Source organism: Rhizorhabdus sp. (assembly GCF_018006725.1).
GTDB lineage: Bacteria > Pseudomonadota > Alphaproteobacteria > Sphingomonadales > Sphingomonadaceae > Rhizorhabdus.
Map to the genome: position 1 here is coordinate 16,503 of NZ_JAGMXV010000017.1, position 24,995 is coordinate 41,497.

A 24,995-nucleotide genomic window follows, 5' to 3' on the forward strand; every position below is an offset into this window, starting at 1 on the left:
TGCGGGCAAAAGGGGCGGATGGATGGATTATGGCGCGGCACGGCTCCATAAGCGATCACGGCAGGACGACACCGTCGGCGGCATGCAGGACCTCAGCCTCACCGTGGTTCCGGCAGGTCGCGACGAGCCGGCCGCCGGCGGCACGGTCGTCGCGAACATCATCAGCGTGCTGTCCCACGAGGTCCGGACGCCGCTGGCCATTGCCGACGGAGCCCTGCAGCTGCTGCAACGCGGCGATCTTCGCGAACCTGACCGCCAGGACAACTACCGCATCATCGGCGAGCAGTTGCGCCGCCTGAACGAAATGCTGGTGAGCCATCTCGACGTGGTCGCCGACCGGCGGGCGGAGATCGTCTGCAGTCCGATCGATCTCCGCCAGCTGGTCCTGCGCTGCGTTGCAGATGTAGCCCAGCTCCATGCCGATCGCGAGTTCCAACTCGGAGCGGACCCAGGTTCCCTCCCCTGCTGCGCCGATCCCGGCCGCCTGTCCGAGGCAGTCCTTAACATCGTGGACAATGCCGCGAAGTATGGCCGGACGGTGGTGGCGGTCGAAGTCCTGAAGCGCGCGGAAACGCTGGTCATCCGCGTCAGCGATGACGGCATTGGCGTGCCCGCCACCGAGATCGCGCGCCTGGGCGAGCCCTATTTCCGGGGCAAGAACACCACACTGATTCGGGGTACCGGGCTCGGCTTTCACCACGCGCTGGCTGTCGTGGCCCGGCACGGCGGCGAGATCGCGCTGGGCTCGCAGGAAGGTATCGGGACGGTGGTCGAGGTGAGGCTGCCAGCCGTGGAAGCCGATGAATCAGTTGAGAATGGAGACCGTGACGATGGGTGACACAGGCAAGCTCGTGCTGCTGGTGGAGGACGAGCCGACATTGGCGGCGCTGCTCAAGAAGGCACTTGTCCGGGGCGGCTTCGATGTGGTGAGCGCCGCGAACGGCCGCGACGCGATCGAGCTTTTCGGGATCAGGCGGCCGGACATCGTGCTGAGCGACGTCCGGCTGCCCGATCTCGACGGCCACGAGTTCCTGAGCGAGATCCGGCTGCAGTTCCCTGAGCTGACCTGGACACCGGTGATCATGATGACGGCATTTCACGATGAGCGCACGCGGGTCCGGGCGCTCGAGCTGCGGGCGGACGGTTTCCTCGAAAAGCCGATCGACCATGTCATCCTGATCGCGACGTTGAAAAACCGCATCGAGCGTGCCGCCGAGCTGAGGAGGACCGCGAGGCTGGCGCTCGAGGCGCGGGGCCCCTTGTCATGAGCGCCACGATAGCCCTGCCCTCCGCCCGGCACCCCGGGAGGGGCATTCTGGCTGCAATCGTCCCCATTCGCGGCATTGTGGCTGCCCCCCCGCCGATGTCGCTCTCAAGGTCGAGGCGTTCGCCTGCTCAATCCGCCTCGAACCAGGTCGGGTGTGACACGACGACAAAGTCTCAAGGGGGGCTCCCAGATATTTCTGGTGCCGTACCAACCGCACCAGCGTCCAAGTCTCAGGCCTGCGTCTCGTCCGCTGCCGAGAGGCGCTCGAAAGGTGCCTGGTGGGTGTCGTATGCAGGCGCAGCAGGCAGGCCTGACGCACATGGTCCGGCAAGGGAAGGCCGCAGCGAAGCCGCGGACGGTACGGCAAAGTCTCAAGTGCCGATGACCTGAGAGTTTGTCGTCCGCATGGGAGGTCTGCGCCTCGCCGCTGGCGGGAGTCGATTTCGCGGACGGATTGAATGGACGGCAAAATCTCAGCCGTCATGCTGGAGCCGTGGCGCCGCAGCTATTTCCGGATTGAACCATGATGTCGCGATATGACGACAAACTCTCAGGCTAAACCAGATGGCGGACCGCCAGATGTAGCAAGTTACAGGAACGTCAAAGTCTCAAGTCGCCTTCAGCGCCGGCCGCTGCCTATTGCAACAACTGTGGTCTGGGCGGCGACTGCCGGCCGCGACGGGTGGAGGACAATTCCGTCGTCATCGATATCAACCTTCGCGTCCGGGTAGACGGCGAGGGCCTTCTTGAGCGGAAACTGGAAGCGCCGCTTGAAATCGAACAGACGATCGTACTCGCTGCCAAACTGTTCGCGTAGTGCGTTGTACGAAATTCGCTCGCTCTTCTTGAGATTGTAGAGTCTGTAGCTGAGCCAAATGTAAACGTCGAGAGCGGACGATGCCTCCGACAGCATCTTGATTGCCCGCTCGGAAATCGGGACCGGATGTTTCTTCAACGCATCGAAGAACGATTCTGTGATTTCGACGGTGTCGTTCCACAGGCGGGGTTGCCCCTGCTCGGCTGGCGGCAGGAGCAGCATTCCCTGAATGATGTTTTCCTGGCGGAAGCCCACGCTGTTTGCCTCACCTGTCCAGCCAATCGTCAGCCTGCAGGCGGACAGCCGGAAGGCCTGTTCCTGCATGGCTTTGTAGTTCGAGCCGCAGATGGGGATTTCGAGGCGCTTCATCCAGTCATACATCGATCCGCCAAGCTCGATGAAGCGGCTATTGGTCTTGATGGCCCTGCTCTGCAGGTACAGCAGGATAAGCCGGGCTTTTGGCCCGTACGGCACGCCGAAATGTCTAGGCTCGCCGCTGATCAGCAGTTTGCCCGGCTCGACCATCAGCGATGCGCGGCCGTTCTTGCGGATCCAAACCGCGGCCTCGTCCTTGAGATTGCGATGCGGGAAGCTTGTCATGCAGAACGCCGAGTGCGAGATACCGAACGAGCTATCCTCGGTCGTGAGCATCTCGGAGGCCAGGTCGATCAGCTTGCGTTCCTCGGCATCGACGGCAATCGCCCTGGCCCTCTCAGTGCCGTAGGCCAGGACGAGCTGGTGGACGTTGCCCGTGCGGCTGTCGTCTTGCATGCCGAGTCTCCCGAGTCGATGCGGCTTCATGGTAGCCGATGCGCGGCAAGTCCTCATGCTGAGAGTTTGTCGCTCGCGCCGTTGTTAAGGGTTAAAAGCGTTATAATTATAGGTCTAACGACCATCTCTCAGTGGATAACCCGCAGATCACGTCAAACTCTCAGCGCTCTAACGACAATCTCTCTGGCCCAGGAACGCCAAAGTCTCAGTACGCAATATTTCGCTAGCGTCAAACTCTCTGGGGATTGTCTTGTGCGGCCGGCCGATCGGCGCGACTCGCGTCAAGGCTTGAGACTTTGGCGTTCGACCCCGGCAAGTTCGCACTGGTTGACAATTTCGTCAAGTGAGTTGAGCATAGTCTCAACTCTCAACACCGACAACGGGGACCGATGATGGACGATAAGGTCATGTCCGGCGTCGAGCTGCGGGAAATCCGCGGATCGAAGGACCAGCAGCAATTCGCTGACCTGCTCAACCGGCAGTTCGATCGCAAATACGACCGCGCGACGATATCGCGCTGGGAAAGTGGGGCAGCTAGAATCCCGCAGATGATTTCCAGCGCCCTGCGCGCCCAGTCCGCAGGCAGCGTTAAAGGCATCCCTGCGGTGTCTGATCGTCCTGGCCTGGTCATGGCCTGTGTCAATCAGAAGGGCGGCGTGGGGAAGACCACGTCGGTCGTCAACATCGCCTACCTGCTGGCGACGAGCGGCCTGCGCGTGCTGGTCGTGGACTGCGATCCTCAGGCGAACGCGTCGATTCATCTCGGGGTCGACGTCAACGAGCGAGAGCGCGCCAAGCTGACCCTCACCCACGCTCTCTTCGGCAGCGGGGCGATGGTCGATTCGATTCTCCACATCGATGCCGGCGCAGGCATGATCGACATCCTTCCGTCCCACATCTCGCTGGCGAATGCCGACGCGGAAATCCTCGCGGAACCCAATGGCACGCTGCTGTTGCGAGAAAAGCTCGGCGAATGCCGGACCGCGTATGACGTGATCCTCCTGGACTGCCCGCCCAACATGGGGCAGCTCACCGTCAGTTCGCTGAATGCGGCGGATCTTGTCCTGATCCCCTCGCAGACTGAGGTTCTTTCGTTCATGGGGCTCACGATGCTCATGGAGACGATCTCCAAGGTCCAGCGCAGGGTCAACCCCAAGCTCAAGGTCCTGGGTATCCTGCCGACATCGCATCAGCCCAGACGGCAGCAGGACAAGAAGATTCTCGAGGAGCTGACCGAGTTGGCGGCTGTCTCGCGCTGCCGCCTTTTCTCTCCGGTGCGCAACTCCGCGGGCTATCCCAAGGGGGCGCTCGCGGGCAAACCCGCGATCCAGCTCGATCCGGACATTGCCGGGATTGAAGCCTATCGGGAAGTGGTGGCGGCCCTGGTCGCCGCCCTGCCCCAGCAGGAAGGTTCAAAGCATGTCGCGTAAGCTGCAGACCGGCAATCTGAGCCTCATGAAGGGAGCGGTTGCCCGTGCCAGTTCCATTTTCGCGGTCGACGAAAGCCGGTCCTACCGCGAGGTGAGAGTGGACCTTCTCGATCCTAATCCTGGGCAGCCGCGAACCTATTTCGACGAGGGCGCTCTCCAAGAGCTGGCCGCAACGGTACGCGGGCTGGGGGTACTGGAGCCGCTCCTGGTCCGTGAGGGCGATGGAGGCCGGTACACGATTATCGCCGGCGAACGGCGGTGGCGGGCCGCCGGGATCGCCGGGCTAGAGCTGGTGCCGGTCATCGTCGTCAGTGACGACCTGGATCCCGCGGAGGTTGCGGTGATCGAGAACCTGCAACGTGAGGATCTGTCCCCGGTCGAGGAGGCGCGGGCGTTGGCAAAGCTCCAGCAGGCGCGGGGGCTCACCCACGAGCAACTTGGGACGATGGTGGGCAAGAGCCAGGGGCATATTACGCGAACGCTCGCCCTTCTCCGGCTTCCTCAGGAGGTCCTCGATGGGATCGAACACAATCGCGATGTTAGCGCGTCCGCACTTCGCGCGATCGCCGACGCGGGTGACGTCGAGCTGCAGCTCAAGATGTGGAGCGCTGCCATCGATGGTTCGACGGTGCGGCAACTCGAGGCGATGAAGGCAGGAAAGACTCCGGGTGGAGCGGCGGGGACCGCGAACCGGTCGGGGGAACTGACTTTCGCGAAACTGATCAACAAATTCGCCAAAGCGTCGGAAAAGGGGCTCACCCTGCTTCGGGAGCGTAAGGCTGGCGGTGCCTCGCTCACGGATCAGGACCGGGCCCGCTTGGTTGCCACGCGCGCCCTTATTGATGATCTCCTCAAATAGCTGGGGCGATCATTTCACGTGAAAAGGGGGCCTACGCGCCCCCTCTTTTTTTGCGGCCCCGATAAGTGGCGGCAAACCGCTTCTCTGCTAGGGAATTTCATGGGGAGAGCACACCCGATCCTCTTCATTTCACGTGAAATGATGCCGCTTTGTCTCCAATGAAGTCGGGGCATGGGGTCAGCTAAGGATCGCGCGATTAGCGTTGTAGAGTGAGGCAAGGACATAAAGCGGCCAGCCCCGCATGCCGCCAAGGAGGGTCTTTAAGGGAGTGTTTGGTGGCCGCACCAAACGGTATTTTTCAGCACATTTTTTGGTTGCCAGACAGAGATACGATAATATCTTTTGAAGTTGGTCATCTCACGTGAAGCGATGGGGCAGGTGTTCAATGGACAACTCGATTCTGCGGGCCTTTGAAGAGGCTATGGAGTTCTTACGTTGGTGCCTAAAAAAAATAATTGCTGGTTGGCAAAGGCTATGCCGTAGGCCTGGATTTGCGCTTCTCCTCTTTCTAGTGACTGTGCTCTTCGGGTGCATCTATTGTGCAGGGTTTAACCCCTTCGGAGCCTTTACTTATGTCCCTGGGCTGATTCGGCTAGATGCAAACCACCTTGGGAAAATGAGTGCCTGGCAATCGATTTGTCAGCTGCTGGTTGGGTGGGTGATCTTCAGCACTGTTATCTCTCTGCGGCGGTTCGAGCCACTTGACAACATGGAGCGGGAACTCGCTGCTGCGATCGCAGCCAAGCCGAATGGCAATGGCAATGGCAATGGCAATGGCAATGGCAATGGGGATGGCGAGCGAAAAATTCGGGACCGGCTACTCCGGGCGCGAGACGGTGTGACGATGGATGTGACTCTTACCGTGGTGCTTTTCGCCTATGCGCTGGGCACCCTCATCAGCATCACGGTCAGGGATGGTGACGAAGATTTTATGACCATCCCGGGGGTGATTCTGATAATCCTTATCGCGCTTTTGCCCTTATTCGCTATGGCAGCGAGCAAGGTCACGTTGGCGATACTCAAAAGACAAATTATCAATTTGCGACCTCACGTGGCCGGTCACTGACCCGGACGCGGTGTAGCAGCGGAACGGGAACTCGCACGGATCATTTCACGTGAAATGCCGTTCTCCGCAGATATATGCGGTCATCCCAGAAACGGATTATATCGGCCCAATGGGTAAGCCCGTCCGCCCCCGGGGCATCGATTACAGCTGAACTGCATCACCGCGCACTTTCGATGTCGGAGCCGGTCGTGAGACCAGGTGGTCTATGCAAGGCGTGGGCTGGGAGAAGGGCGCAGGTCGGGAGCGCTGGACGCATGACGGCGCGAGACCGTAAGCGTTACCGGCAAGGCCGCGCTTCCCACGAAGTGAGGCTCCTCCACATTCGGAACACGTTGGGCGGCCCCGTCGGCGTTGGGCGACGTCGCACAATCGGATAAGGAGACGCAGGTCCTCATAAACGCGGCTGTCCCCCAACTGCTCTACCGGGGCGCTGAGCTCTCCTTCAGTCGCGGTGCCGTATCGCGCATGCCGCAATGGCTGACAAAGTCGCAACTTAACGTGCGACGTCGCACAACATAGCCTGTGCCCGACATGAAGGGCCCCGAGGGGCCCCTCCGTCGCTGCGGTCTTCGCTGAAACAGGTCACATAGTCCGGCAGAAGAAGTTCACGATGTAGCTTCTGGGTCGGGTTTCGTCTCCTCCGATGTCAATGTCCTTCGTTTTCAAACTGCCGTTGTGGATCGCAAGGAACTCCCGATCTCCTGTGCTCGAACTGACTGCTCGGACCCAGTCGGTACCACTGTAGTGCATCAGGACGGGGATAGTCTGAACGTTTCGTTCAAGCTCAGTCCCGAGATCACTTGCGGTTGCGCCTCGAAGATAGCGTCCCGCCATGGCAGGAAGCCGTGGAGTCCCCGTGCTCGCCATCAAGCTTCCGCCCGCGGCGTCACCGTTGCACAATTGCCAGCCTGGGCCGTGCAGATCGGTGAACTGCCGGGCGGTCATTACCGAAGCGACGATGTCGCCCGCCCGGTACACTTGCGCGAGGCGGGCTTCCAGCTCCCCGACTTGGGCGGTGAGCCGGCGCAGCTCATCCTCGCGGGAGCGGACCTTGATGGTATCCAAGCCGCCGGCGTCGCTCGTTAGAGTCACGGCCATCGACAGCTCAGGCGACTTCCGGCAGGTTATCGTCACGGTCTGCAGGCTCGTCGTCAGCGGGGTCGCAACGTTGATCGCTGGCCGGCATTCAAGAAACGGGTCCTTGGGACTGCTGAAGGCCATGTCGGAAATTGTCCATGTTGCGTTGCCTTGGGTGCGTCGTTGGACCCGGATCACGAAGTAGTCCGAGGCGTCGTTGACAAATTCGAGGAACGCGAACACGCCTTCTTTCTTGCCTGCGGCTATAACCTCCGCGCACTTGACGATCGTTGCCATCGCGCCGATCGATGTCTGTTTCACAAACAGATCCTGGCTCTCTCGCAGCGCTGCAAGCTCGTTGCTCAAGGAAAACTCGTCGCGTGCAACAAGCGACTTGAGCCACGTGAGCCGCTCGAGGAAGCTGCCTTGGTGAAGGATCTCCGGCTGGAGATTTCGTGCCAGGATTTCGCAGACTTCCTGCTGCGCACTGGCTGGGCGGGCCGCGCCCGCCGCGAAGCAAACAAGAAGCATCGGTAATACCGCAAAGCGCTTGCGCATTACAAATCCCCCCATTTGATTGCTGTAGGATGCCAAAACGGCATTCGGATTCTATCTCAGTTACGCGACGTGAATTTGTGCAACGGGCAGGTCGATGATTCGAGGTCGGTTTCGTGCGACGTCGCACATCGCGCCACTGATCGCCGGCAATCTGGGAGCACGGGGGCAAACCCGCTCGATCAGGTGGCCTGGACGAGTCTGTCCCCGAGCAGGCGCTCCACACGGTAAATCGGAAACCCGCGCGGGCTGTTGGGCCTAGCCATGCCCTCGTCCACGAGCAGCTCGATCCACAGATTGGCATTGCGGCGGGTCATGCCTACTTCGCTTTCGAGCGTGTTGCCGGCGAAGACCTGGCGCTTGAGGATGAGGTCGACGATCGCGGCCGCATCCGCGCTCCGGCGGCGGGCCAGCAGCCGCTCGGTCCAGCGTCGGCGGAGGCCGCGGATCAACTGCAGCCGATGGAGCTCGGCGACAGCCGATCGTTCCAGTGCCGAGAATACCTGGCGGGTCCAGACGGGCAGGGCCCTCTGCCCCACGGTGCGGCCGAGCCGGCGCCTTTCCGCTGGGTCCGCTTCCAGCCGCGCGGCCTGGCGCCAGTCGACCAGGTCCATGCCGGTCGTCAGCGCCGAGCTCACGAACAGCGGCGCATGCCGGCTGCCGAGGATGCGCGCGGCGCCGAGCGGGAGCAGCAGCCGCGCCAGTCGCTCCCGCACCGGCCGGCCGTCTTCCGTCCATGTGAGGTGCTCGTCGGCTATGGCCCGGGACGGCGGATCGTAGTCGTCCCGGCTACGCTCGATCCGCGCGATGCGCTCGGCATTCAGCTCGGTGAAGGCGCCGGTGCGCTCGATCTGCAGCAGCCAGTCGGCCAGGCCGCGGATATCGCCGGGCCGAGGCTGGGAGGGCAGGGTGGCCAGCCAAGAGGCGACTTCGAGCTGTTGCGGCGGCGACAGCCGCACGACCGTTGGCTGGTCCCAGCTGGCATCGGCCGCGACCGCCAGGCGCAGCAGACGTGCGACCCACTCGACATCCCTGCTGGCGATCGGCGAGGACGCGGCGAGGCAGGCCTGCTCCAGGCCCAGCGCAGCGCTCACCGCCCGTGTCACCGGCTTGGCGGCGCGATCGTAGCGCGCGAGAGCCAGCAACGCCGGGCTCACCACCGGCCCGTCGAGGCTCGCGGACGCGGCCGCTTCGCGCCGGCAGAGGTCGGCGAGGTAGCAGGAAGCCAGGCCGCCGGAGGTCGCGGTGTCTCCGATCGCCTCGTCCTCGAGGATCTGGTCGCGCCGCGCCAGCGCGTCGACCAGCCGGCCCAACTCGACAGGCTCGATATCTTGAGGCAGAATAGTTGCGATTTCCGGATCGAGTTCCAGCCGCCCGAAGGCGGGCTCGTCATCGTCATCCCCATAGGGGTCGTCCGGCAGGTTGTCGGTTTCAGCTAAAAACTTCAATCAATGAAACCATAGGAAAATCAGCCTGTTAGACAGATTATTCGGTCGATTTTTCACTAATAAACTTCAATTTTTCAGCTAAAGACTTCAAGAAATTTGATGGTAAAATGGCGCATCGGAGCTACCGAAGGCGGCATCCATGGCGCACAAGCCTGGTGTTCGCGTCGTCGCTCTTGCCGACGATGCTCGGGTTCGGGCGCAGCATACCGCCCGTGTTCTGGAAGAAGTCCTGGAGGGGACGGGTGCCCGAGCGCCGCTGATCCAGCGAGCCGCGGCAGCTCTGGGCATCAGCACGCGCCAAGTTTATACGCTGCTCGGCCGCTACAAGGCGGGCAGGATGGCGTCTGCGCTGGTTCGAAAGACCTCTGCCCGAGGGCAGCGGCTGGATCCGAAGGTTGAAGGCATCATCGAGGCGACCCTGCGTCAGAGATGGTTGACGCAGGAAAGTGGCAAGCTGGCAGCAAGTGGCAAGCTGGCAGCGGTGGTTGCTGAGATTCGCGCTTGCGCGGAAGAGGCAGGCTGTCGTCCGCCAGCCTATAACTCGATCACGAAGCGTATCTCCGTGGTCTTCAGCAGCATGGAAATAGCGAAGCATCGCGGGGGTGAAGCAGCGGTGCGGCGCCTGATCCCGCGACCTGGATATATCACCGCGCCCCGACCGCTTGCGGTGGTCCAAGCCGACCATACTCCCAGCGATATCAATTTCATTCAGGTCGTCGACGGCGGCGCTCGCTATATCGGCCGCGCGTACTTGACGGTGGCTACCGACGTGTACTCACACGCTGTCCTCGGTTTTTGTCTCACCCTCGAGCGGCCCAGCCGGCTCTCGGTCGCGCTGTGCCTGGCCCACGCACTTTGCCGGAAGGATGATTGGCTCGAGGCCCGGGGGATGGCGGCGAAAGACTGGCCGATGTTTGGCCGCCCCAAAGTGCTGCTGGTCGATATGGGAGCGGAATTCAGATCGGCGCTATTCAAACAGGCCTGCGAGGACTTCGGCATCAAGGTCCGGCTGCGAAACCGGGGGAATGTCCACACCGGTGGAATCATCGAGCGTTTGCTAGGCATCCTGAATGGCATACTCGGCGGGCTCTATGGGCGGACCGGTAATTCGGTCGCCGACCGAGGCGACTATCCCGCCTCGACCCAGGCATGCCTGACGTTCGAAGAACTCGAACGATGCGTAGCGCTGGCGATCCTGCACCATAACCACCGCTGCCCGGCAAAGACCCTGATGGTGCCCCAGGCGACCTGGCTCGAAGCGATCGGCAATGCGTCACGGCACAACGACGATCCAACTCGCGTCTTGCTGCATTTCTTGCCGAACGAACGACGCTCGCTGACGCCGCAGGGCGTGAGTATCAATGCGATAGATTACTACGGGGATGTCCTCAGGCCCCTCGTGCCAGACCGCGACCGGCTGGGCAAGCTCGACTTCCGGTATGATCCGAGAGATATCAGCCGAGTCTACCTACATCACCCGCACACGAAGGAGTTCGTTCCCGTCGGTCGCCGCGATGGCTCAGTGGAAAAGATCACTCTCTGGGAATATGCGCTGCACCGCCGCGATCGCCGGTTGCGATCAGGAACGACTGAACAAGACAAGGTCCGGTTCCAACGCCAGATTTGGGCGATCAGCGATTCCGCGCATGCGCGTAACATCGCGGCAAAAAAAATAGAGGTTCGCAATAAGGTTCGCGCTCAACATGCTGCTGCCGCGGCGAAGCCCTACCAAGCCATGGAGTCAGAAACGCCGGCCGCGCTGCCGTCACCGCGGCCCAGCAAGAAGCGGCTTCCCATGGAGGAATGGTGAAATGTCTTTCACCGAGCACCTCTCCGATCAGGCGATCGAGTATCTCAATCGATCGATCGAGGAACGCGTCTACTTCATCCGCTCACCCCGTTGGGTGGGCTATCAAGCCGCAATAAAAACACATGCTGAACTCGAAGAGCTGATCAGACGGCCTCCGTCGCTACGAATGGCGGGACTGATGCTGGTCGGTCCCTATGCGAATGGTAAGACCATGCTGATCGAGCGCTTCGCCATTCAGCATATCCGGAGCAACGAAGCGACGCGCGCGCCACAGAAAGTGTGGATCGTGCAAACCCGCGAGGGCGCCGGCCTCGCTCATTTCTACGGCAGCATCATCACCGCATTTCGGGCCCCCTCAGCGCCAATCGGCATCCAGGCGCCGGCGAGCGTCGCAAGGCGTGCCGAACAGGTTCACCGGCTCCTGACCCATCTTGAGCCGAGGATCCTGATCTTCGACGAATTCCACAACGCATTGCGCGGTCGACGACAGGACGTGGAGAGCATCTTCGCGTATCTCCGCCGGCTGGGCCGGGAATATGATATCTCGTCAGTGCTGGTCGGAGAGGTCCAGATCTACGACTACGTCAACAGCACCTCGGAGATGGCGAGCCGCATCCCGCTTTGTTCGGTTCCCCGCTGGATGTTCAACGAAGAGTACCTCCAGCTGCTCAATAGCCTTGAGTCGGCGCTCCCCCTGGCCGAGCCTTCCGACATCTCGGATGAACCGTTGGCGTCCCGAATTTTTAGGCTCTCGGAAGGCTTGATCGGCGAGACCGTATCGATCCTCGGAATGGCGGCAATCCGGGCGATCAGATCGGGCAAAGAGCGTATTACGCCGGCTCTCCTCGATGAGTTGTCGTACATACTGCTGACGGCACGGCGCACGGCCGCGGTGCGCGACCTGCTGGTCTGACGTGGAAAATCGCGACCGCTTTGCAATTGAGGTCCTGGAACAGGGATATGAGGACGTTGTCGACAGCGATTGGCCAGTTCGCTTCAAGCTGCAACCCGACGAGTTGCTGTCGAGCTGGTTGCATGCGGTAACGCTGGCAAATGGCATCTCGCTACTCCAGTTCGGGCGGTTCTTGGGATTGAACGGCGCCCCCCGTCTGAGAACGCTCGACTACGACTGTCCGGATTGGATGTGGCATCTACTGGTCGGCGAGATGAGGTTGCCAGAGCACCTAGCAGCAGCATTGCTAGTCGACGAACGGCTTGAAACCCTTTTGCTGCAAGAGCCTCGCGCGCCGCAACACGGTGGAATTACCTGGCTGCAGTACTGCCCGGCATGTTGGTCGGAGGACACCCGCCCCTACTTCCGGCGGCACTGGCGGCTGGCGACGCTGCTGCATTGCCGACAGCATTACAAAGCCCTCAAGGATCAATGCCCCCGCTGCCGCTTCGGCATCGGGTTTCCCCAAGGCGACGTCCTGCATGAAATCCACCTTTGCCGCCGGTGCGGTTACGATCTATCCCGGGCGCGACCGAGCCTGCTCGATCGGCTTGCCGAGCGATCCAGCCGCGCGATCGATGATCTTCTCCTGTATGAACTGAATGGCGAGATCATCGAAAGAACACGGCTGCGCGAGCAACTGCTGTACTTGCCGACCAGCGTTTTTGGCTATGGCTCCGGACACCTGACGAGGTTGAGCGTACAGGGCCGCAGTGTTCTTTATCGGGAAATCATGTTCAGCCTGAATCAGTACCTACCGACATCGGCGGACGAGCCCGCGCGAGAATGGCGGCGCTTTCTGCTCGATAACGCTGGTCGCGCCGGCAAGATGATCGAGATGGTCGATCCCGAAGACGAAAGGCCGCGACCGGCCCGACAGCGTCAGCTGCTTACGCAGCCGTTCACCAAGAAATTCGTCCACATCGAGATCAACACCAGTATGTACGATTTGCTGAAGAGCTACGGGGACTTTTTAGTACGGCGCGGCGGCCCTTTTCCTAGCCGAACTTGAACCCTCTCCGCGGCACTATGGGTGGATGAGCTGATCGCCGTGGTTCACCACGAGCGACACGGGGAAACTTCCTATGGCGAGCGGGGATAATGGCAAATTTTGTGGTTGAGGTTCTCGAGTCCGGCTACGAAAGTGTCTTGCCCTACGGCTGGCCGATCAAGGTTAGTCCCCGGTCCTACGAATTGCTGTCGAGCTGGCTGCATGCGGTTGCCCTCGCGAATGGTATATCTCTGCCGCAGCTCGGCAAAGCGCTCGGCGTGCGGAATTTTCCAGCTCTCAGGCAAGTCGATCATGCTTGCCCCGATTGGTTGATCCACTCCCTCTCCCATCAGACCGGGCGTACGCCGCAAGCATTGTACAGCTTGATGATGCAAGACTGGCTTACGCCGCTGGCGCTCAACGTTCCACATGACGGAAATCAACGGGAGCCAGGCTGGCTCCAGTTTTGCCCCGCTTGCTGGCGCGAGGATGAACGTCCGTATTTCCGGCGAAGCTGGCGCCTCGCAACTCTCCTTCATTGCGGCATCCACCACACTGCGCTGCGGGACAATTGCCCGCTGTGCATGGCACCTGTCGGTATTCCGGAAGGAGAGGAGATCCACCCGGTCCATCTCTGCCGGCAATGCGGCTGGAATCTGAGGTCTGCGCCGGTCGATCGGCTTGGCTTGCCGGCGAGCCGGCTCAGTCACTCGATCAAGGCGCTGGTCGATTTCAATGCGACCGTCGTTGAAACGAGCTCGTGGCAAGGCAGGAGCAGCTGCATGCTGGACTCTGTCAGGTTGCGGGAGCAGCTGTTGCAACTTCCCGGACGAGCGGTGCGGTTGACGACCATGAGCTGGGACGCTCGCCGCGCACTTTACCATCGCCGTGGCACGGGCCGACGCCCTGCCGTGACACTACCGATGAGCGCGCCGCCTTTGCCATGGCAGCTGCATCTTCGCCATCTGCTCGAGAGCCATGGACGAACATCGGATAGCGACGATTCCTGGCCACGTCCGAAAGCACCAGTGCGCCGTAAGGCCAAGCCCAGCGGCCCTAGCAACATCTACGACCTGCTCAAGGCCTATAGGGAATTCGTAATGGGTCAGAAAGATTTGGAAACCTGATCAGTTGTCGTCGTCCTCGTCGTCGACGCCGGCATGATCGGGGTCGTCGTCCGGCGGTAGGAGATCGGCAAGCACGTCCTCGTTGGAAAGCAGGCCGGCATCGCGTAGACGCTCGATGTCAGGAAGATCATGCAGGGTTTCGAGGCCGTAGACCGTCAGGAATCGGTCGGTCGTGACGAAGGTATAGGGGGCACCAGGCGATGGACTGCGGGGGCCTGGGCCAATCAGATCGAGGGCGCGCAGCCGGGCGAAGACTTCCCGGGGAATGTCCTTACCGAGGATCCGGCCCACTTCCGCCCGGGTAACCGGCTGATGATAGGCCACGGTGATGAGCGCCAACCCGTCAAGCTCGGGAAGCTCGGCCGCTTGCCGCACTATCGCCGCGGCCGCGATCACATCGGCGAAGGCGGGCCGGGTCCGGTACTGCCAGGCTCCGCCGGCGACGGGCACGATATCGAACGGCCGAGGCTGCAGCTCAGCCCGGATGTCGTCGATCAGCAGGTCGAGATTGCAGCCGTCGCCCACGAGCCCTGTCAGGATCTGCCGGGGGACCGGTTCGCCGGCGGCGAAAATAACGACTTCGACCCGTCCCATCCATTCGCGCCAGCGCAGCTCGGCAGGAAGGTGCGCGAGATCTCGATCGAGGGCCGGGCGACCTACGGCCGGTTTTTTCATGGCAGTCATAACCCATAGAGGCGGAAGGTCGGACGCCCGGTCAGCTCGCGAACGAGACCCAGGCCGACAAGACGGTCGAACAGCCGGCGCCGGCTGCGGGCCGTCATCGTCAGCATGGGGGCTGCCGGAGCGACGGCATCCCGCTCCAGCACGGCGGCGAGCAACGGTTCGGCCCCCTTGGCCCGCAGACGGGGAACGGCGGCCGTAAGCCGGCTGGCCCGGGCCGCGAGGTCCTGGGCCTGGGCAAGGCCCTCCAGGGCCGCCGCCGCGACGCCGGCAAGCACCTCGCGGCGCCACGTGTCGCGTTCCTGACGAACCAGGCGGCCAACACCGCCCCGCGGTCGCTGGAGCGCGCAGGCGAACAGCGGCACGGTGACAGGCCAACCCGACCGACGGGCCAGCACGATATCGGCGAGCCAAAGAGCAAAAGGCTCGGCCTCAGCCGGCAGCGCGGCGAATCGAGCGGTCAGTTCGACCGCCGCAACCATCCCGACCCGGTCACCGGTCGCCAGCTCTCGCGCGATAGAGACCAGATCCTCCGCGGTGGATGGGCTGAGGCCGAGCAATCGCCGCCCTGCAGAGACTTTGTCGTCATCGAGCTCGGGCGATCGCCGCGCCGCCTCGCGCCAGAAACCGTAGAGCCGGCCGGCCGGGCCCGGGTTTTCGCCCGTCGGCGTCATATGCACGGCATCACGGATATCCGGCTCGCCCTCGCGCCGGCCGGCGGCCGCGCAACAGCAGACGGCAGCGCGCAGCGCCTGGCGATCGAGCCAGACGCCGCGCCCCGGCAGATCGGCGCCTGCCGCGCCATGAAGCAGCGCCAGGGCTGCTCCGGCGACGCATGCGGCATCGAGTTCGTGATCGCCGGCGCCGGAGCTACGGAGCCAGGGCGGGGGATGCGGCAAATCCATCAGCAACGACTTCAAGAAGGAAGGCGGCTCGAATCGTAGCAAGTCGAGGGCGCTTTGAGGTGAAAAATATACGACAAACCGCCCTGCGATTTCCTAGCTGAACATGTCCGATAAGTTTCAATTATCGGACATGATTTCCGCAGCCTATTCGGATAGGCTGAAAAGGCCGAAAACAGCCCCGGAACCCTCTCGGTGACCGACGAGACCCTCCCCGCCCTGGCGGCGACACCGACAGAGCTCTCCCATCTGGAGACCCTCGCCGAGAAGGCCCGCGAGTTCGCCCGTCGAGCACAATCGGCCAACACCCGGCGCGCGTACGGGGCTGACTGGCGCCATTTCTCCGCCTGGTGTGCTTCCAAGGGGCTGTCGGCCCTGCCGCCGTCGCCGCCGACGATCGGCCTCTACCTCACGGCTTGCGCCACGGGTCGCGCCGGCGAACAGATATCCGTAGGCACCCTGGAGCGCCGCCTAGCCGGGCTGAGCTGGCACTACACCCAGCGCGGCCTCGTGATCGATCGGCGAGACCCGCATATCGCCCAGGTCCTTGCCGGCATCCGCCGCACCTACGCGCGCCCGTCCGTCGGCAAGGAGCCGGTGCTGGCGGAAGACGTCATCCGTATGGCTGAGATTGACGGCCGCGATCTGCGTGGTCTGCGCGATCGCAGCATCTTGCTGCTGGGATACGCCGGCGGTCTTCGCCGCAGCGAGATCGTCGGACTGGATGTCGGCCGCGGCGAGACTGAAGAAGGCGTCGGCTGGTTGGCCCTCCTGGAGGAGGGGATGCTCCTCACCATCAAGGGCAAGGGGGAGCGCTGGCGCGAGGTCGAGATCGGCCGCGGCTCGAGCGAGTTGAGCTGCCCTGTTCGCGCGCTGGAGACCTGGCTGCATCTTGGCCGGATTGCCCATGGGCCGGTGTTCCGGCGCATCTCGCAGGACGGCATGCGTGCCTTGCCCGACCGCCTGAGCGGGCGTCACGTCGCTCGCCTGGTAAAGCGCACGGCGCTCGCCGCCGGCATCCGTGGCGACGCGTCGGAGGGCGAGCGATCAGCCATGTTTGCCGGTCATTCGCTTCGCGCTGGCTTTGCGTCATCAGATATTGACGAACGTTATGCCCAGAAACAGATGGGGCATGCGTCGGCGGAGATGACGCGGCGCTATCAGCGCCGCCGCGGCCGGTTCAGAGTAAATATGACAAAAGCCGCCGGCCTTTAGATTGCCGCCGAACGAGACGGGTGCCGCATAATAAAAAGCCGCGCGGCCGGCAAAAGGGGGGCGAAGGATGAAATCCCAGATTAGGCATCTGGTCGCAGAAGCACTTTATCCGACCAAGTCTTACGAGTTGCCCGCAGCGTGCGAGAGGTACGGCTTGGCGCCCGGGAACGACCAGGAGGCATTTGCAAGCAAGAAAACCTATGTCCTGTCGCGCCTGAAAAATCTTTCCGACGAGCAGGTGCTCGTGATCGCCGAGCGGGTCCTGGCGGATCACCGGTCCGACAAGCTGCAGGCTGCCGTCGCACAACTCAGGAACGAGGGCGGCCTTGTGACCGACTTGACGCGACTGCACCTGATGAAAGCCCTGGAACCTTTCTCGCTATCAGGCGACCTCGAGCTGGTGGAGATGATGCGTTCCCACTGGCCGGGCATAGAAAGGCCTATCGATTTCGGTGAATCGCTTGCGGAAAAAATCTGGCGGCACGCTGTTGACCATGATGACTGGAGCAATCGCGATACCCTGGATGCCGTAGGATTTCGGAACTGCTCCCAAGCTACGATTTTTGCCTTTTTGGCTGACGTGGTTGACCCGAAACGCCGAAACCAGAATGAGCAAGATGCCATTATCCAAGCCCTGAACCCGATCCTGGAGCGCGATGGGTTTCACTTGGTAGTGACACGACAGGTGTCCGGATATCCATCATACGGTGTTCAGTCGATGCCGACCGGAACACCTCCGGCCGACCCTGATATTTCAAAAGCGCTGAAGTCCTTCGATGAGGGTGGCGTCCACGCTGCTTGGGAAAAAGCGCTGGCGCGCCGGCGGAACGATCCGGACGGCGCGATCACCGCGGCAAAATCGCTACTGGAATCCGTCTGCAAGCACATCATCGAAGAGGGGGGTGGGACGTACGGGTCGAGGGATGACCTACCGAAACTCTATGCCAAGGCCGCGGAATCGCTGAGACTGGCTCCGAACCAGCATTCGGAAGCCGTTTTCAAGACGATCCTCGGCGGCTGCCAGGCTGTGGTCGGGGGTCTGGCGGCCGTTCGAAACCAACTTGGAGATTCCCACGGCCAGGGAAAGAAGCCAGTGAGGCCCTTGGCACGACATGCTGAACTTGCGGTCAATTTAGCGGGGTCGATTTCAATGTTTCTCGTATCGACGTGGTCAGCCCGAACGGCCGGTAAAAACTGATTCTATGACACCGAATGTGCGGCCAGAGGGGGCATGAAGAAAAACGGCAGCAGTCGCAGCAATGCACTGGATGACAAGGCGGTGGCGGCGCGCTTCGACGCGCAAGGTGGCCAATGTTTCTATTGCCAGAAACCGTTGCTTCGGCAGGCAGCCGGCAAAGGTCACCCCAAGGGTGACGGGCGCTTCTATACGAAGGAGCACGTCTTTCCGATTGCGCGAGGCGGCCGGAAGGATTGGTCCAACAAGGTTTTCGCCTGCTCGCCCTGCAATACCGAGAAGGCTCATCGTGCTCCCACCTATGACGAGGTGGCGCGGCTGCGCGAGTTGAACCGCGCGGCACCTCCGGCACCGCGGTTGCTGGCGCCGGCAACGGATCTGGCCCTGATTGATCAGGAAATGGGTGCCTTGCTGGCGCGGCTTCTGGCGACCGCAGGGGCCACAGTCCGGGACGAAGCAGGTGCCCAAAGCGACCATGAAGCCGACGACCCGCGACAAGAGTTCGAAGCTGAAACGCCGTCGCGACCCGGATCAAGTAGCAATCCGTTGAGGGGAATGGGTCGGCTGGTCAATCTGTTGGCTACTATCCGTCTCAGCGCAAGCTGGCTCGCACAAGCGCGAGGCATGCTTGTTGCGATAAGCGATAAGTTCTCGTCGCCAGCGCTGGACAAGACGCTTGCCGCCGACACCCTGCGTCGCCTCATTTATCTCGAAATTATCGGATCAAACCAGCTGCTCGCCAGGCTTTGGGACACTACAAGAGGAACCGCATCGCTGCCAGAGCTGCATCGGACAATGGGCAATACCGAGGTCCAGCGCGAACTGCATATATTCACCGAATTCATGGGGGGTGCGACCGAGGCTGAACAGACCAAGGTAGATGCAGCGCTGCTACGAAAACGCATCGTCGCACTGGGGGCGTCTGAGTCCTGCAAGGCAATCACAAAGTTCCGAAACGAGCGTCTGGCACATTGGCAATTCGATCCGCGACCCAAGCCAGAACAGCGAGCCCCGTATGTCGAGGACTTCATGCACTTGAGCCTCGAAACCCTAACCCTGATCGACGATGCGGACACGCTGGTCAATCGCTACGCCGGAAGAACATCGCTTGCCGCCAGTGAGAGTGCCACCGAAGCCGCATGCCAGCTGCTGTTCGCGGGACTTCACGGCGAAAGCGAAACGGAGCGGCTAGCACTTTTTGAAAAGCACCCCAGCTTGCGCGCGACAGTCGTGCCAGCCGCCGACTATCGCCCGGGCCTGCTGCATGTCCTGAACCTCGGACGCGCCCGTAGCTGATGAATGCCGTCGCTGCCTATACGATTGCCGCCCGCCAGATCAGGCGCAACGCCGGGCTACCCCGGTCTCCCTGCTGAACCCCGAAATCATCGGCCGAGCTCAGAAAACCTCACCGGCTCGCTCGGTGGCGTCGCCTGGGCTAGCGCCCGGCGCCACCAGCCGACGTCGTGCCAGCGGCCGTGCTTGAAGCCGACCTCACGGTAGACGCCCGGGCGCCTCGAACCCGACTGCCTCGTGCAGCGCGACGCTGGCATCGTTGGGCAGGGCGATGCCGGCATAGGCCGAATGGAAACCCTGCCGGGTCAGGATCTCGAGCAGGGCGCCGTAGAGCGCCCGGCCGACGCCGCCGCGGCGAGCGCCCTCGGTGACATAGGCCGTCACGTCGACCGACCAGCGATAGGCGGCACGCGCCCGATGGGGGCTGGCGTAGACATAGCCAAGCAGGTGGTCGCCATCCTCGGCGACCAAGTAGGGGTAGACGGCCAGGGTGTCCTGGATCCGGCGCGCCATCTCCGCGACGATCGGCGGTTCATCCTCGAAGGAAATCGCCGTCTCGCGCACGATCGGCGCATAGATGGTCTGGATCGCCGCGGCATCGGCCGTTTCGGCCACGCGAATCTTCAACGTCTCGTCCTCGCCTGACTGTCTTCAGGCGAATTCTCCGCCAGGCCGGGCTGCGGGGGCAACGGGCATCGCGGATTGCCGATGCCGGCTGCCTCCGGCCCGGGCGCAGGTTACTTCGCGAGGTACTCGTCCAGGATCTTGGCGTCCGGGGACTTGAGAGTCATGCCGCCCGGGCCGGCCGCGATCCGGGTCACGAGCTGGCTGGGCTCGACGCCCTTCTCGAAGTTTTGAAGCTCCTTGGAGTCGCTGCGGAAGACCCAGAGCCGGCCGTCGACGACCTTGGTGGTGAAGCCCGGCTTGTCGTAGGCCGACGATTTCGTATCGGTCGCGCAGGCCGAGGTGCCGACCAGAAGCGAGACAGCAAGCAGGGTGGCGGCTAGCAGACGCATGTTCCCCTCATTATCGTGTTGCGTGGGTGGCGAGGTGTCGGCCCCTAGCGGGGCGTGCGCTCGTACCAAGCTCTGCTGGCGTTGACGATGCGCACGACCGACAGCATGACCGGCACCTCGATCAGCACGCCGACGACGGTGGCGAGCGCGGCACCGGAATTGAACCCGAACAGGCTGATCGCCGCGGCGACCGCCAGCTCGAAGAAGTTGGAGGCGCCGATCAGGGCCGAGGGCCCGGCGACGCAGTGGGGCACGCCGAAATAGCGGTTCAGCAGATAGGCGAGGCCCGAGTTGAAATAGACCTGGATCAGGATCGGCACGGCCAGCAGCAGGATCACGCCGGGCTGGGCGATGATCTGCTCGCCCTGGAAACCGAACAGCAGGACCAGGGTCAGCAGCAGCGCGCCGAGCGACAGCGGCCCGAGGCGGGCAAGCAGCCGGTCGAGGGCGGCATGGCCGCCGGCGGCGATCAGCCCGCGGCGCCAGGCTTGCGCGACCGCGACGGGGATGACGATGTAGAGCGCGACCGACAGGAGCAGCGTCGACCAGGGCACGGTGATCGCCGACAGGCCGAGCAGCAGGCCGACGATCGGGGCGAAGGCCACCACCATGATGGCGTCGTTGACGGCCACCTGGCTCAGGGTGAAATGCGGCTCGCCGTCGCACAGGTTCGACCAGACGAAGACCATCGCGGTGCAGGGCGCCGCGGCCAGCAGGATCAGCCCGGCGATGTAGCTGTCGATCTGCGCCTCGGGCAGCAGCGGCCGGAACAGCCAGCCGATGAACAGCCAGCCGAGCAACGCCATCGAGAACGGCTTGACCGCCCAGTTGATGAACAGCGTCACCCCGATGCCGCGCCACTGGCCGGCGACATGCCCCAGCGCCGTGAAATCGATCTTCAGCAGCATCGGCACGATCATCAGCCAGATCAGCACCGCCACCGGCAGGTTGACCTGGGCCACCTCAAGCCGGCCGACCGCCTGGAACGCGGCCGGAAACCAATGGCCCAGCGCGATGCCGGCGACGATGCACAGGCCAACCCAGATCGTCAGATAGCGTTCGAAAACGCCGAGGCCAGGGCGCGCCGGGGTGCCGATCGTGTCGGCCGCGCCGCTCATGTCGGTGCCGTGGTCTTGCCGATGGCGTCGAGCTCGTGCTGCAGCGACATGCCGTCGAGCGCTTCGAGGCGCAGATTGACGAACAGCCGCAGGCGGGCCTGCATGGCCGAGAAGGCATCCTTGAAGGCCTTCCGGCGCACCTCGTCGGGGCCTTCGACCGCGGCCGGATCCGGAATGCCCCAATGCGCCGTGACCGGCTTGCCTGGCCAGACCGGGCAGACCTCGCCGGCGGCGGAGTCGCAGACGGTGAAGATAAAGTCGATCGGCGGCGCCCCCGCCTTGGCGAATTCGTCCCAGCTCTTGCTGCGCAGGCCGGCCGTCGGCAGGTGCAGGCCATCCAACAGTTCGAGCGCGAGCGGATGGACCTGCCCCTTGGGGTAGCTGCCCGCGCTGTAGCCGGTGAACCGGTCGCCGCCCATGCTGTTCAGCAGGCTCTCGGCCAGGATCGACCGGGCGGAGTTGCCGGTGCAGAGGAAGAGGACGTTGTAGTGGTTGCTCACGATCGGCCTCGGGCGCGTTTGGTGGCGACGGGTTCGGCGACCGCCGGCACGGGACAACAGACCGGCGCGGCCGTGGTGGGATTGCCGCAGCAATTGGCCGTCAGATATCCGACCAGCGCGTTCATGGCTGTAATATCCGCGGCGTAGATCAGTTGCCGGCTCTGGCGGCGCTGCGTCACCAGCCCGGCATGGCGCAGTTGCGCCAGGTGGAAGGACAGCGACGACGCCGGCAGCTCGAGCGCCGCGGCGATCGTGCCAGCCGATTCCCCGGCGGGGCCGCGTTCGACCAGAAGGCGATAGACCGCGAGGCGGTTTTCCTGGGCGAGAGCGGCAAGCGCTGCGATGACCTGTTTCGTTTCCATATTTCAATAATCACAGAAATGATGGATCATGCATAGCCGCGTGTCCGAGGGCTGTCAAAAGACAGTTCCGTGACAGCGGGCATGACCGGGGTAGGAAACGGAGCGGGCGATGCAGAAACCCGCAGCCCGACCAGGGCCAGGCTTGACCCGTCGCGCCATGATGGCCGCCGGGGTGGTGGCCTGCGCGCTATCCATCGCCCGGCAGAGGCCGGCGGCCGCCGCCGGCGGGCTGAGCTTCGGCCTGACCCCGGTCTTCCTCGATTCCGACATCCAGCTCCTGGCGAACCTCGAGGCCTATCTCGAGCGGGCCACCGGCGGGCCGGTCGCGCTGGTCAAGCGGCGCACCTACCAGGAGATCACCGCGCTGCTGCTGACCGGCCAGCTCGACGCCGCCTGGATTTGCGGTTTTCCCTTCGTCCAGCACGCCGACCGCCTGGCCCTGGTCGGGGTGCCGCTGTTCCGCGGCCGGCCGCTCTACCAGTCCTACGTCATCGTGCGGGAGGGCGCGCCCGCCCGTGACTTTGCCGACCTGCGCGGCGGCATCCATGCGTTCTCGGACCCGGAAAGCAACTCCGGGTTTCTCGTCACCCGCTGCCTGCTGGCCGATCTCGGCGCGACGCCCGACAGTTTCTTCAGCCGGGTGTTCTTCACCTACGGCCATCGCAACGTAATCCGCGCCGTGGCCGCGGGCCTGGCCCAGAGCGGGTCGGTCGACGGCTATGTCTGGGAGGTGATGAAGGAGACCGAGCCGGGCCTCGTCGGTGCCACCCGGGTGCTGCGCCGCTCGGAATGGCTGGGCTTCCCGCCCGTCGCCTGCCTGCGCTCGGCCGCTGGCCAGCCGGGTGTCTCGGCGCTCGCCGCGGCGCTGCAGGGCATGGCCGGTGACCCGCTCGGCCGCACGGTGCTGGCGGAACTGCGCCTGGACGGCTTCAGCGCGGCCGAGCCGGCGCTGTTTGACGGCATCGCCGCCAAATATGCCCAGGTGCGGGAGAGCCTGTGATGCCCGGGCGGCTCAGGGGCGGCATCGCGGCCTGGCCCCTGGCGGTCAAAGTCCCGCTCAGCGTCGTGCTGATCGTGGTCGCCGCGGCCATGGGGCTGTCGCAGGCGGTGCTGTCCCGCCTGTCGACCGAGCAGGAAAACCATCTGCAGAGCCTGGCCGGCGCCTTCCTCGACGGCCTGTCGACGGCGACGATGCCGGCGGTGATCCGGCGCGACGTCTGGGAAGTGTTCGACGGGCTGGATCGGGCGCGGGGCCAGTATTCCGGCCTGCGCGCCCTCTACACCGTCGTCACCACGCCCGACGGCCAGATCCTTGCCTCGTCCGACCCCGATCGCTTCCCCACCCAGACGGCGATGCCGTCCGCCCTGGAGAACCGGTTCGTGCCGGGCAGCCTGACCATCGACGAGCGTGCCGGCCGGGCCTGGGCCGCGCGCGACCTACGCGAAGGCGGCATCCTGATCGGCCGGTTGTTCGCCGAGATCGACATCACCGACCTGCTGGCGGTGCGGCGCGAGGTCGCCCTGACGCTGCTACTGGTCAACGCCGCGCTGACGGTCGCCTTCGGCGCGGTCGGCTACCTGCTGGTCGGCCGCATGGTTCATCCCCTTGGCATCCTGGCGCGCCATCTGCGCCGGGCCAGGGACGGCGAGGTGGTCGCCATCGCCGAACCGGAATTCAGGCGGGTCGGGGCCGAGTTCAGCGACGCCTTCCTCCAGTTCAACGACCTGGTCCGGGCGCTGGAGGAACGCAAGAACCTGGCGGCGCGGCTGGCCGATGAGGAGAAGCTGGCGCTGCTGGGCAAGCTCGCCTCCGGTATGGCCCACGAGGTGAACAACCCGTTGGGCGGCATGCTGAACGCGATCGACACGCTGCAGGCCCATGGCCATGACCCGGAGATCCGTCGGCGGTCGCTCGATTTCCTGCATCGCGGGCTGGCGGGCATCCGCAACGTCGTGCGCGCCACGCTCGTCAGCTACAAGGGCGGCGGCGATCCCTCCCGGCTGACCGGCGGCGACCTGGAGGATCTGCCCTTCCTGATTCAGCACGAAGCCGAGGCCCGGCGGCTGCGCATCGCCTGGCAGAGCAGCCTGCCGGACAGCGTCGAGGCCGAAGGCGGCACCATCCGCCAGATCCTGCTCAACCTTCTGCTCAATGCCTGCGCCGCATCGCCGACCGGCGGCCTGGTCAGGCTGACCGCGCGGCTGGACGACCAGGATGCCCTGGTGTTCGTCATTGCCGACGAAGGGCCGGGCCTGCCGGCCCCGATGGCCGACATTCTCACCGGCCAGCCCGCCGAGACCCCGCCCAAGGGGACCAGCGGCCTCGGCCTGTGGACCACCGCCCGCCTCGTCGCGCGGCTGGACGGCAGCATCACCCTCGGACGCCACGAGCATGGATCGCAGGTCATCGTCGCGATCCCGCTCCAGCCACGGAGACCGGTCGATCATGCAGCCTAGCAACCTTCCGATCGGAATCGTCGAGGACGACGCGATCATCGGCGGCACACTGGCCCATCGCCTGGAGATCGAGGGCTATCGCCCGG

At 63.5% G+C, this 24,995-nt stretch carries 24 protein-coding genes; 14 read left to right on the plus strand and 10 right to left on the minus strand.

Annotation, left to right across the window (positions count from 1 at the left end; genetic code table 11):
* The first annotated feature begins 22 nt into the window (after nt 1–22).
* Both KAY22_RS04510 and KAY22_RS04515 read left to right on the plus strand, forming a co-directional pair.
* A complete protein-coding gene (locus KAY22_RS04510; protein ID WP_296620499.1) occupies nt 23–838 on the plus strand; it encodes a HAMP domain-containing sensor histidine kinase in 816 nt (271 codons plus the stop codon).
* Nucleotides 816–1,268, plus strand: coding sequence for a response regulator (locus tag KAY22_RS04515; RefSeq protein WP_296620501.1), 453 nt, complete (start codon nt 816–818; stop codon nt 1,266–1,268). Before KAY22_RS04510 ends, KAY22_RS04515 begins: the two co-directional genes overlap by 23 nt.
* Nucleotides 1,269–1,886: 618 nt before the next feature.
* Here the strand turns inward: KAY22_RS04515 and KAY22_RS04520 are convergent.
* Nucleotides 1,887–2,855 carry a replication protein RepA gene (locus KAY22_RS04520; protein ID WP_296620503.1) on the minus strand — a complete coding sequence of 323 codons (969 nt, stop codon included), beginning with the start codon at nt 2,853–2,855 and terminating at the stop codon, nt 1,887–1,889.
* 389 nt (nt 2,856–3,244) lie between these two features.
* Between KAY22_RS04520 and KAY22_RS04525 the strand changes: the two genes are divergently transcribed.
* From KAY22_RS04525 to KAY22_RS04535, 3 genes are all read left to right on the plus strand, one after another.
* Complete coding sequence (locus KAY22_RS04525; protein WP_296620506.1) at nt 3,245–4,285, plus strand: AAA family ATPase; 1,041 nt, start codon at nt 3,245–3,247, stop codon at nt 4,283–4,285.
* Nucleotides 4,275–5,144, plus strand: a complete 870-nt coding sequence (locus tag KAY22_RS04530) for a ParB/RepB/Spo0J family partition protein (protein WP_296620508.1) — start codon at nt 4,275–4,277, stop codon at nt 5,142–5,144. Before KAY22_RS04525 ends, KAY22_RS04530 begins: the two co-directional genes overlap by 11 nt.
* Nucleotides 5,145–5,529: 385 nt before the next feature.
* Nucleotides 5,530–6,210: a hypothetical protein gene (locus KAY22_RS04535; protein ID WP_296620510.1), complete on the plus strand. Its 681-nt coding sequence runs from the start codon at nt 5,530–5,532 to the stop codon at nt 6,208–6,210.
* A gap of 582 nt (nt 6,211–6,792) precedes the next feature.
* Here the strand turns inward: KAY22_RS04535 and KAY22_RS04540 are convergent.
* Nucleotides 6,793–7,845 carry a hypothetical protein gene (locus KAY22_RS04540; protein ID WP_296620511.1) on the minus strand — a complete coding sequence of 351 codons (1,053 nt, stop codon included), beginning with the start codon at nt 7,843–7,845 and terminating at the stop codon, nt 6,793–6,795.
* A gap of 179 nt (nt 7,846–8,024) precedes the next feature.
* Nucleotides 8,025–9,290, minus strand: a complete 1,266-nt coding sequence (locus KAY22_RS04545) for a hypothetical protein (RefSeq protein ID WP_296620514.1) — start codon at nt 9,288–9,290, stop codon at nt 8,025–8,027.
* 139 nt (nt 9,291–9,429) lie between these two features.
* Between KAY22_RS04545 and KAY22_RS04550 the strand changes: the two genes are divergently transcribed.
* From KAY22_RS04550 to KAY22_RS04565, 4 genes are all read left to right on the plus strand, one after another.
* Nucleotides 9,430–11,100: a Mu transposase C-terminal domain-containing protein gene (locus KAY22_RS04550; protein ID WP_296620516.1), complete on the plus strand. Its 1,671-nt coding sequence runs from the start codon at nt 9,430–9,432 to the stop codon at nt 11,098–11,100.
* Between the two features lies 1 nt (nt 11,101).
* Complete coding sequence (locus KAY22_RS04555; RefSeq protein ID WP_296620519.1) at nt 11,102–12,013, plus strand: TniB family NTP-binding protein; 912 nt, start codon at nt 11,102–11,104, stop codon at nt 12,011–12,013.
* Between the two features lies 1 nt (nt 12,014).
* Nucleotides 12,015–13,064 (plus strand): TniQ family protein, encoded by a 1,050-nt coding sequence (locus tag KAY22_RS04560; RefSeq protein ID WP_296620521.1) that lies wholly within the window; start codon nt 12,015–12,017, stop codon nt 13,062–13,064.
* Between the two features lie 89 nt (nt 13,065–13,153).
* Complete coding sequence (locus tag KAY22_RS04565) at nt 13,154–14,170, plus strand: TniQ family protein (protein ID WP_296620523.1); 1,017 nt, start codon at nt 13,154–13,156, stop codon at nt 14,168–14,170.
* On the opposite strand, the gene KAY22_RS04570 is transcribed toward KAY22_RS04565, so the two are convergent.
* Both KAY22_RS04570 and KAY22_RS04575 read right to left on the minus strand, forming a co-directional pair.
* Nucleotides 14,171–14,845, minus strand: coding sequence for an SMC-Scp complex subunit ScpB (locus KAY22_RS04570; protein WP_296620526.1), 675 nt, complete (start codon nt 14,843–14,845; stop codon nt 14,171–14,173).
* Nucleotides 14,846–14,850: 5 nt separating this feature from the next.
* Nucleotides 14,851–15,756, minus strand: coding sequence for a DUF1403 family protein (locus KAY22_RS04575; RefSeq protein ID WP_296620528.1), 906 nt, complete (start codon nt 15,754–15,756; stop codon nt 14,851–14,853).
* Between the two features lie 192 nt (nt 15,757–15,948).
* Between KAY22_RS04575 and KAY22_RS04580 the strand changes: the two genes are divergently transcribed.
* The 3 genes from KAY22_RS04580 to KAY22_RS04590 all read left to right on the plus strand — a co-directional run bounded on the left by KAY22_RS04580 (nt 15,949) and on the right by KAY22_RS04590 (nt 19,459).
* Nucleotides 15,949–16,968: a tyrosine-type recombinase/integrase gene (locus KAY22_RS04580; protein WP_296620530.1), complete on the plus strand. Its 1,020-nt coding sequence runs from the start codon at nt 15,949–15,951 to the stop codon at nt 16,966–16,968.
* A 67-nt stretch (nt 16,969–17,035) separates the two neighbouring features.
* Nucleotides 17,036–18,166 (plus strand): abortive infection family protein, encoded by a 1,131-nt coding sequence (locus tag KAY22_RS04585; protein WP_296620533.1) that lies wholly within the window; start codon nt 17,036–17,038, stop codon nt 18,164–18,166.
* Nucleotides 18,167–18,199: 33 nt separating this feature from the next.
* On the plus strand, nt 18,200–19,459 hold the full coding sequence (locus tag KAY22_RS04590; protein WP_296620536.1) for an HNH endonuclease: 1,260 nt from the start codon (nt 18,200–18,202) through the stop codon (nt 19,457–19,459).
* Nucleotides 19,460–19,654: 195 nt separating this feature from the next.
* Here KAY22_RS04590 and KAY22_RS04595 read toward each other — a convergent pair whose 3' ends face one another.
* From KAY22_RS04595 to KAY22_RS04615, 5 genes are all read right to left on the minus strand, one after another.
* Nucleotides 19,655–20,083, minus strand: coding sequence for a GNAT family N-acetyltransferase (locus KAY22_RS04595; protein WP_296620538.1), 429 nt, complete (start codon nt 20,081–20,083; stop codon nt 19,655–19,657).
* Between the two features lie 110 nt (nt 20,084–20,193).
* Nucleotides 20,194–20,472, minus strand: a complete 279-nt coding sequence (locus KAY22_RS04600; RefSeq protein ID WP_296620539.1) for a hypothetical protein — start codon at nt 20,470–20,472, stop codon at nt 20,194–20,196.
* A gap of 44 nt (nt 20,473–20,516) precedes the next feature.
* A complete protein-coding gene (gene arsB / locus KAY22_RS04605; protein ID WP_296620542.1) occupies nt 20,517–21,590 on the minus strand; it encodes an ACR3 family arsenite efflux transporter in 1,074 nt (357 codons plus the stop codon).
* Nucleotides 21,587–22,090, minus strand: a complete 504-nt coding sequence (locus tag KAY22_RS04610; RefSeq protein ID WP_296620544.1) for an arsenate reductase ArsC — start codon at nt 22,088–22,090, stop codon at nt 21,587–21,589. The genes arsB and KAY22_RS04610 overlap by 4 nt, the downstream gene beginning before the upstream one ends.
* Entirely contained in the window at nt 22,087–22,452 is a 366-nt protein-coding gene (locus tag KAY22_RS04615) for a metalloregulator ArsR/SmtB family transcription factor (protein ID WP_296620547.1), read from the minus strand. The genes KAY22_RS04610 and KAY22_RS04615 overlap by 4 nt, the downstream gene beginning before the upstream one ends.
* A gap of 142 nt (nt 22,453–22,594) precedes the next feature.
* On the opposite strand from KAY22_RS04615, the gene KAY22_RS04620 reads away from it, so the two are divergent.
* Entirely contained in the window at nt 22,595–23,452 is an 858-nt protein-coding gene (locus tag KAY22_RS04620) for a PhnD/SsuA/transferrin family substrate-binding protein (protein WP_296620549.1), read from the plus strand.
* The gene (locus tag KAY22_RS04625; RefSeq protein ID WP_296620552.1) at nt 23,452–24,909 is read left to right on the plus strand and encodes a HAMP domain-containing sensor histidine kinase; all 1,458 of its coding nucleotides are present in this window, start codon (nt 23,452–23,454) and stop codon (nt 24,907–24,909) included. Before KAY22_RS04620 ends, KAY22_RS04625 begins: the two co-directional genes overlap by 1 nt.
* The last annotated feature ends 86 nt before the right edge of the window (nt 24,910–24,995 follow it).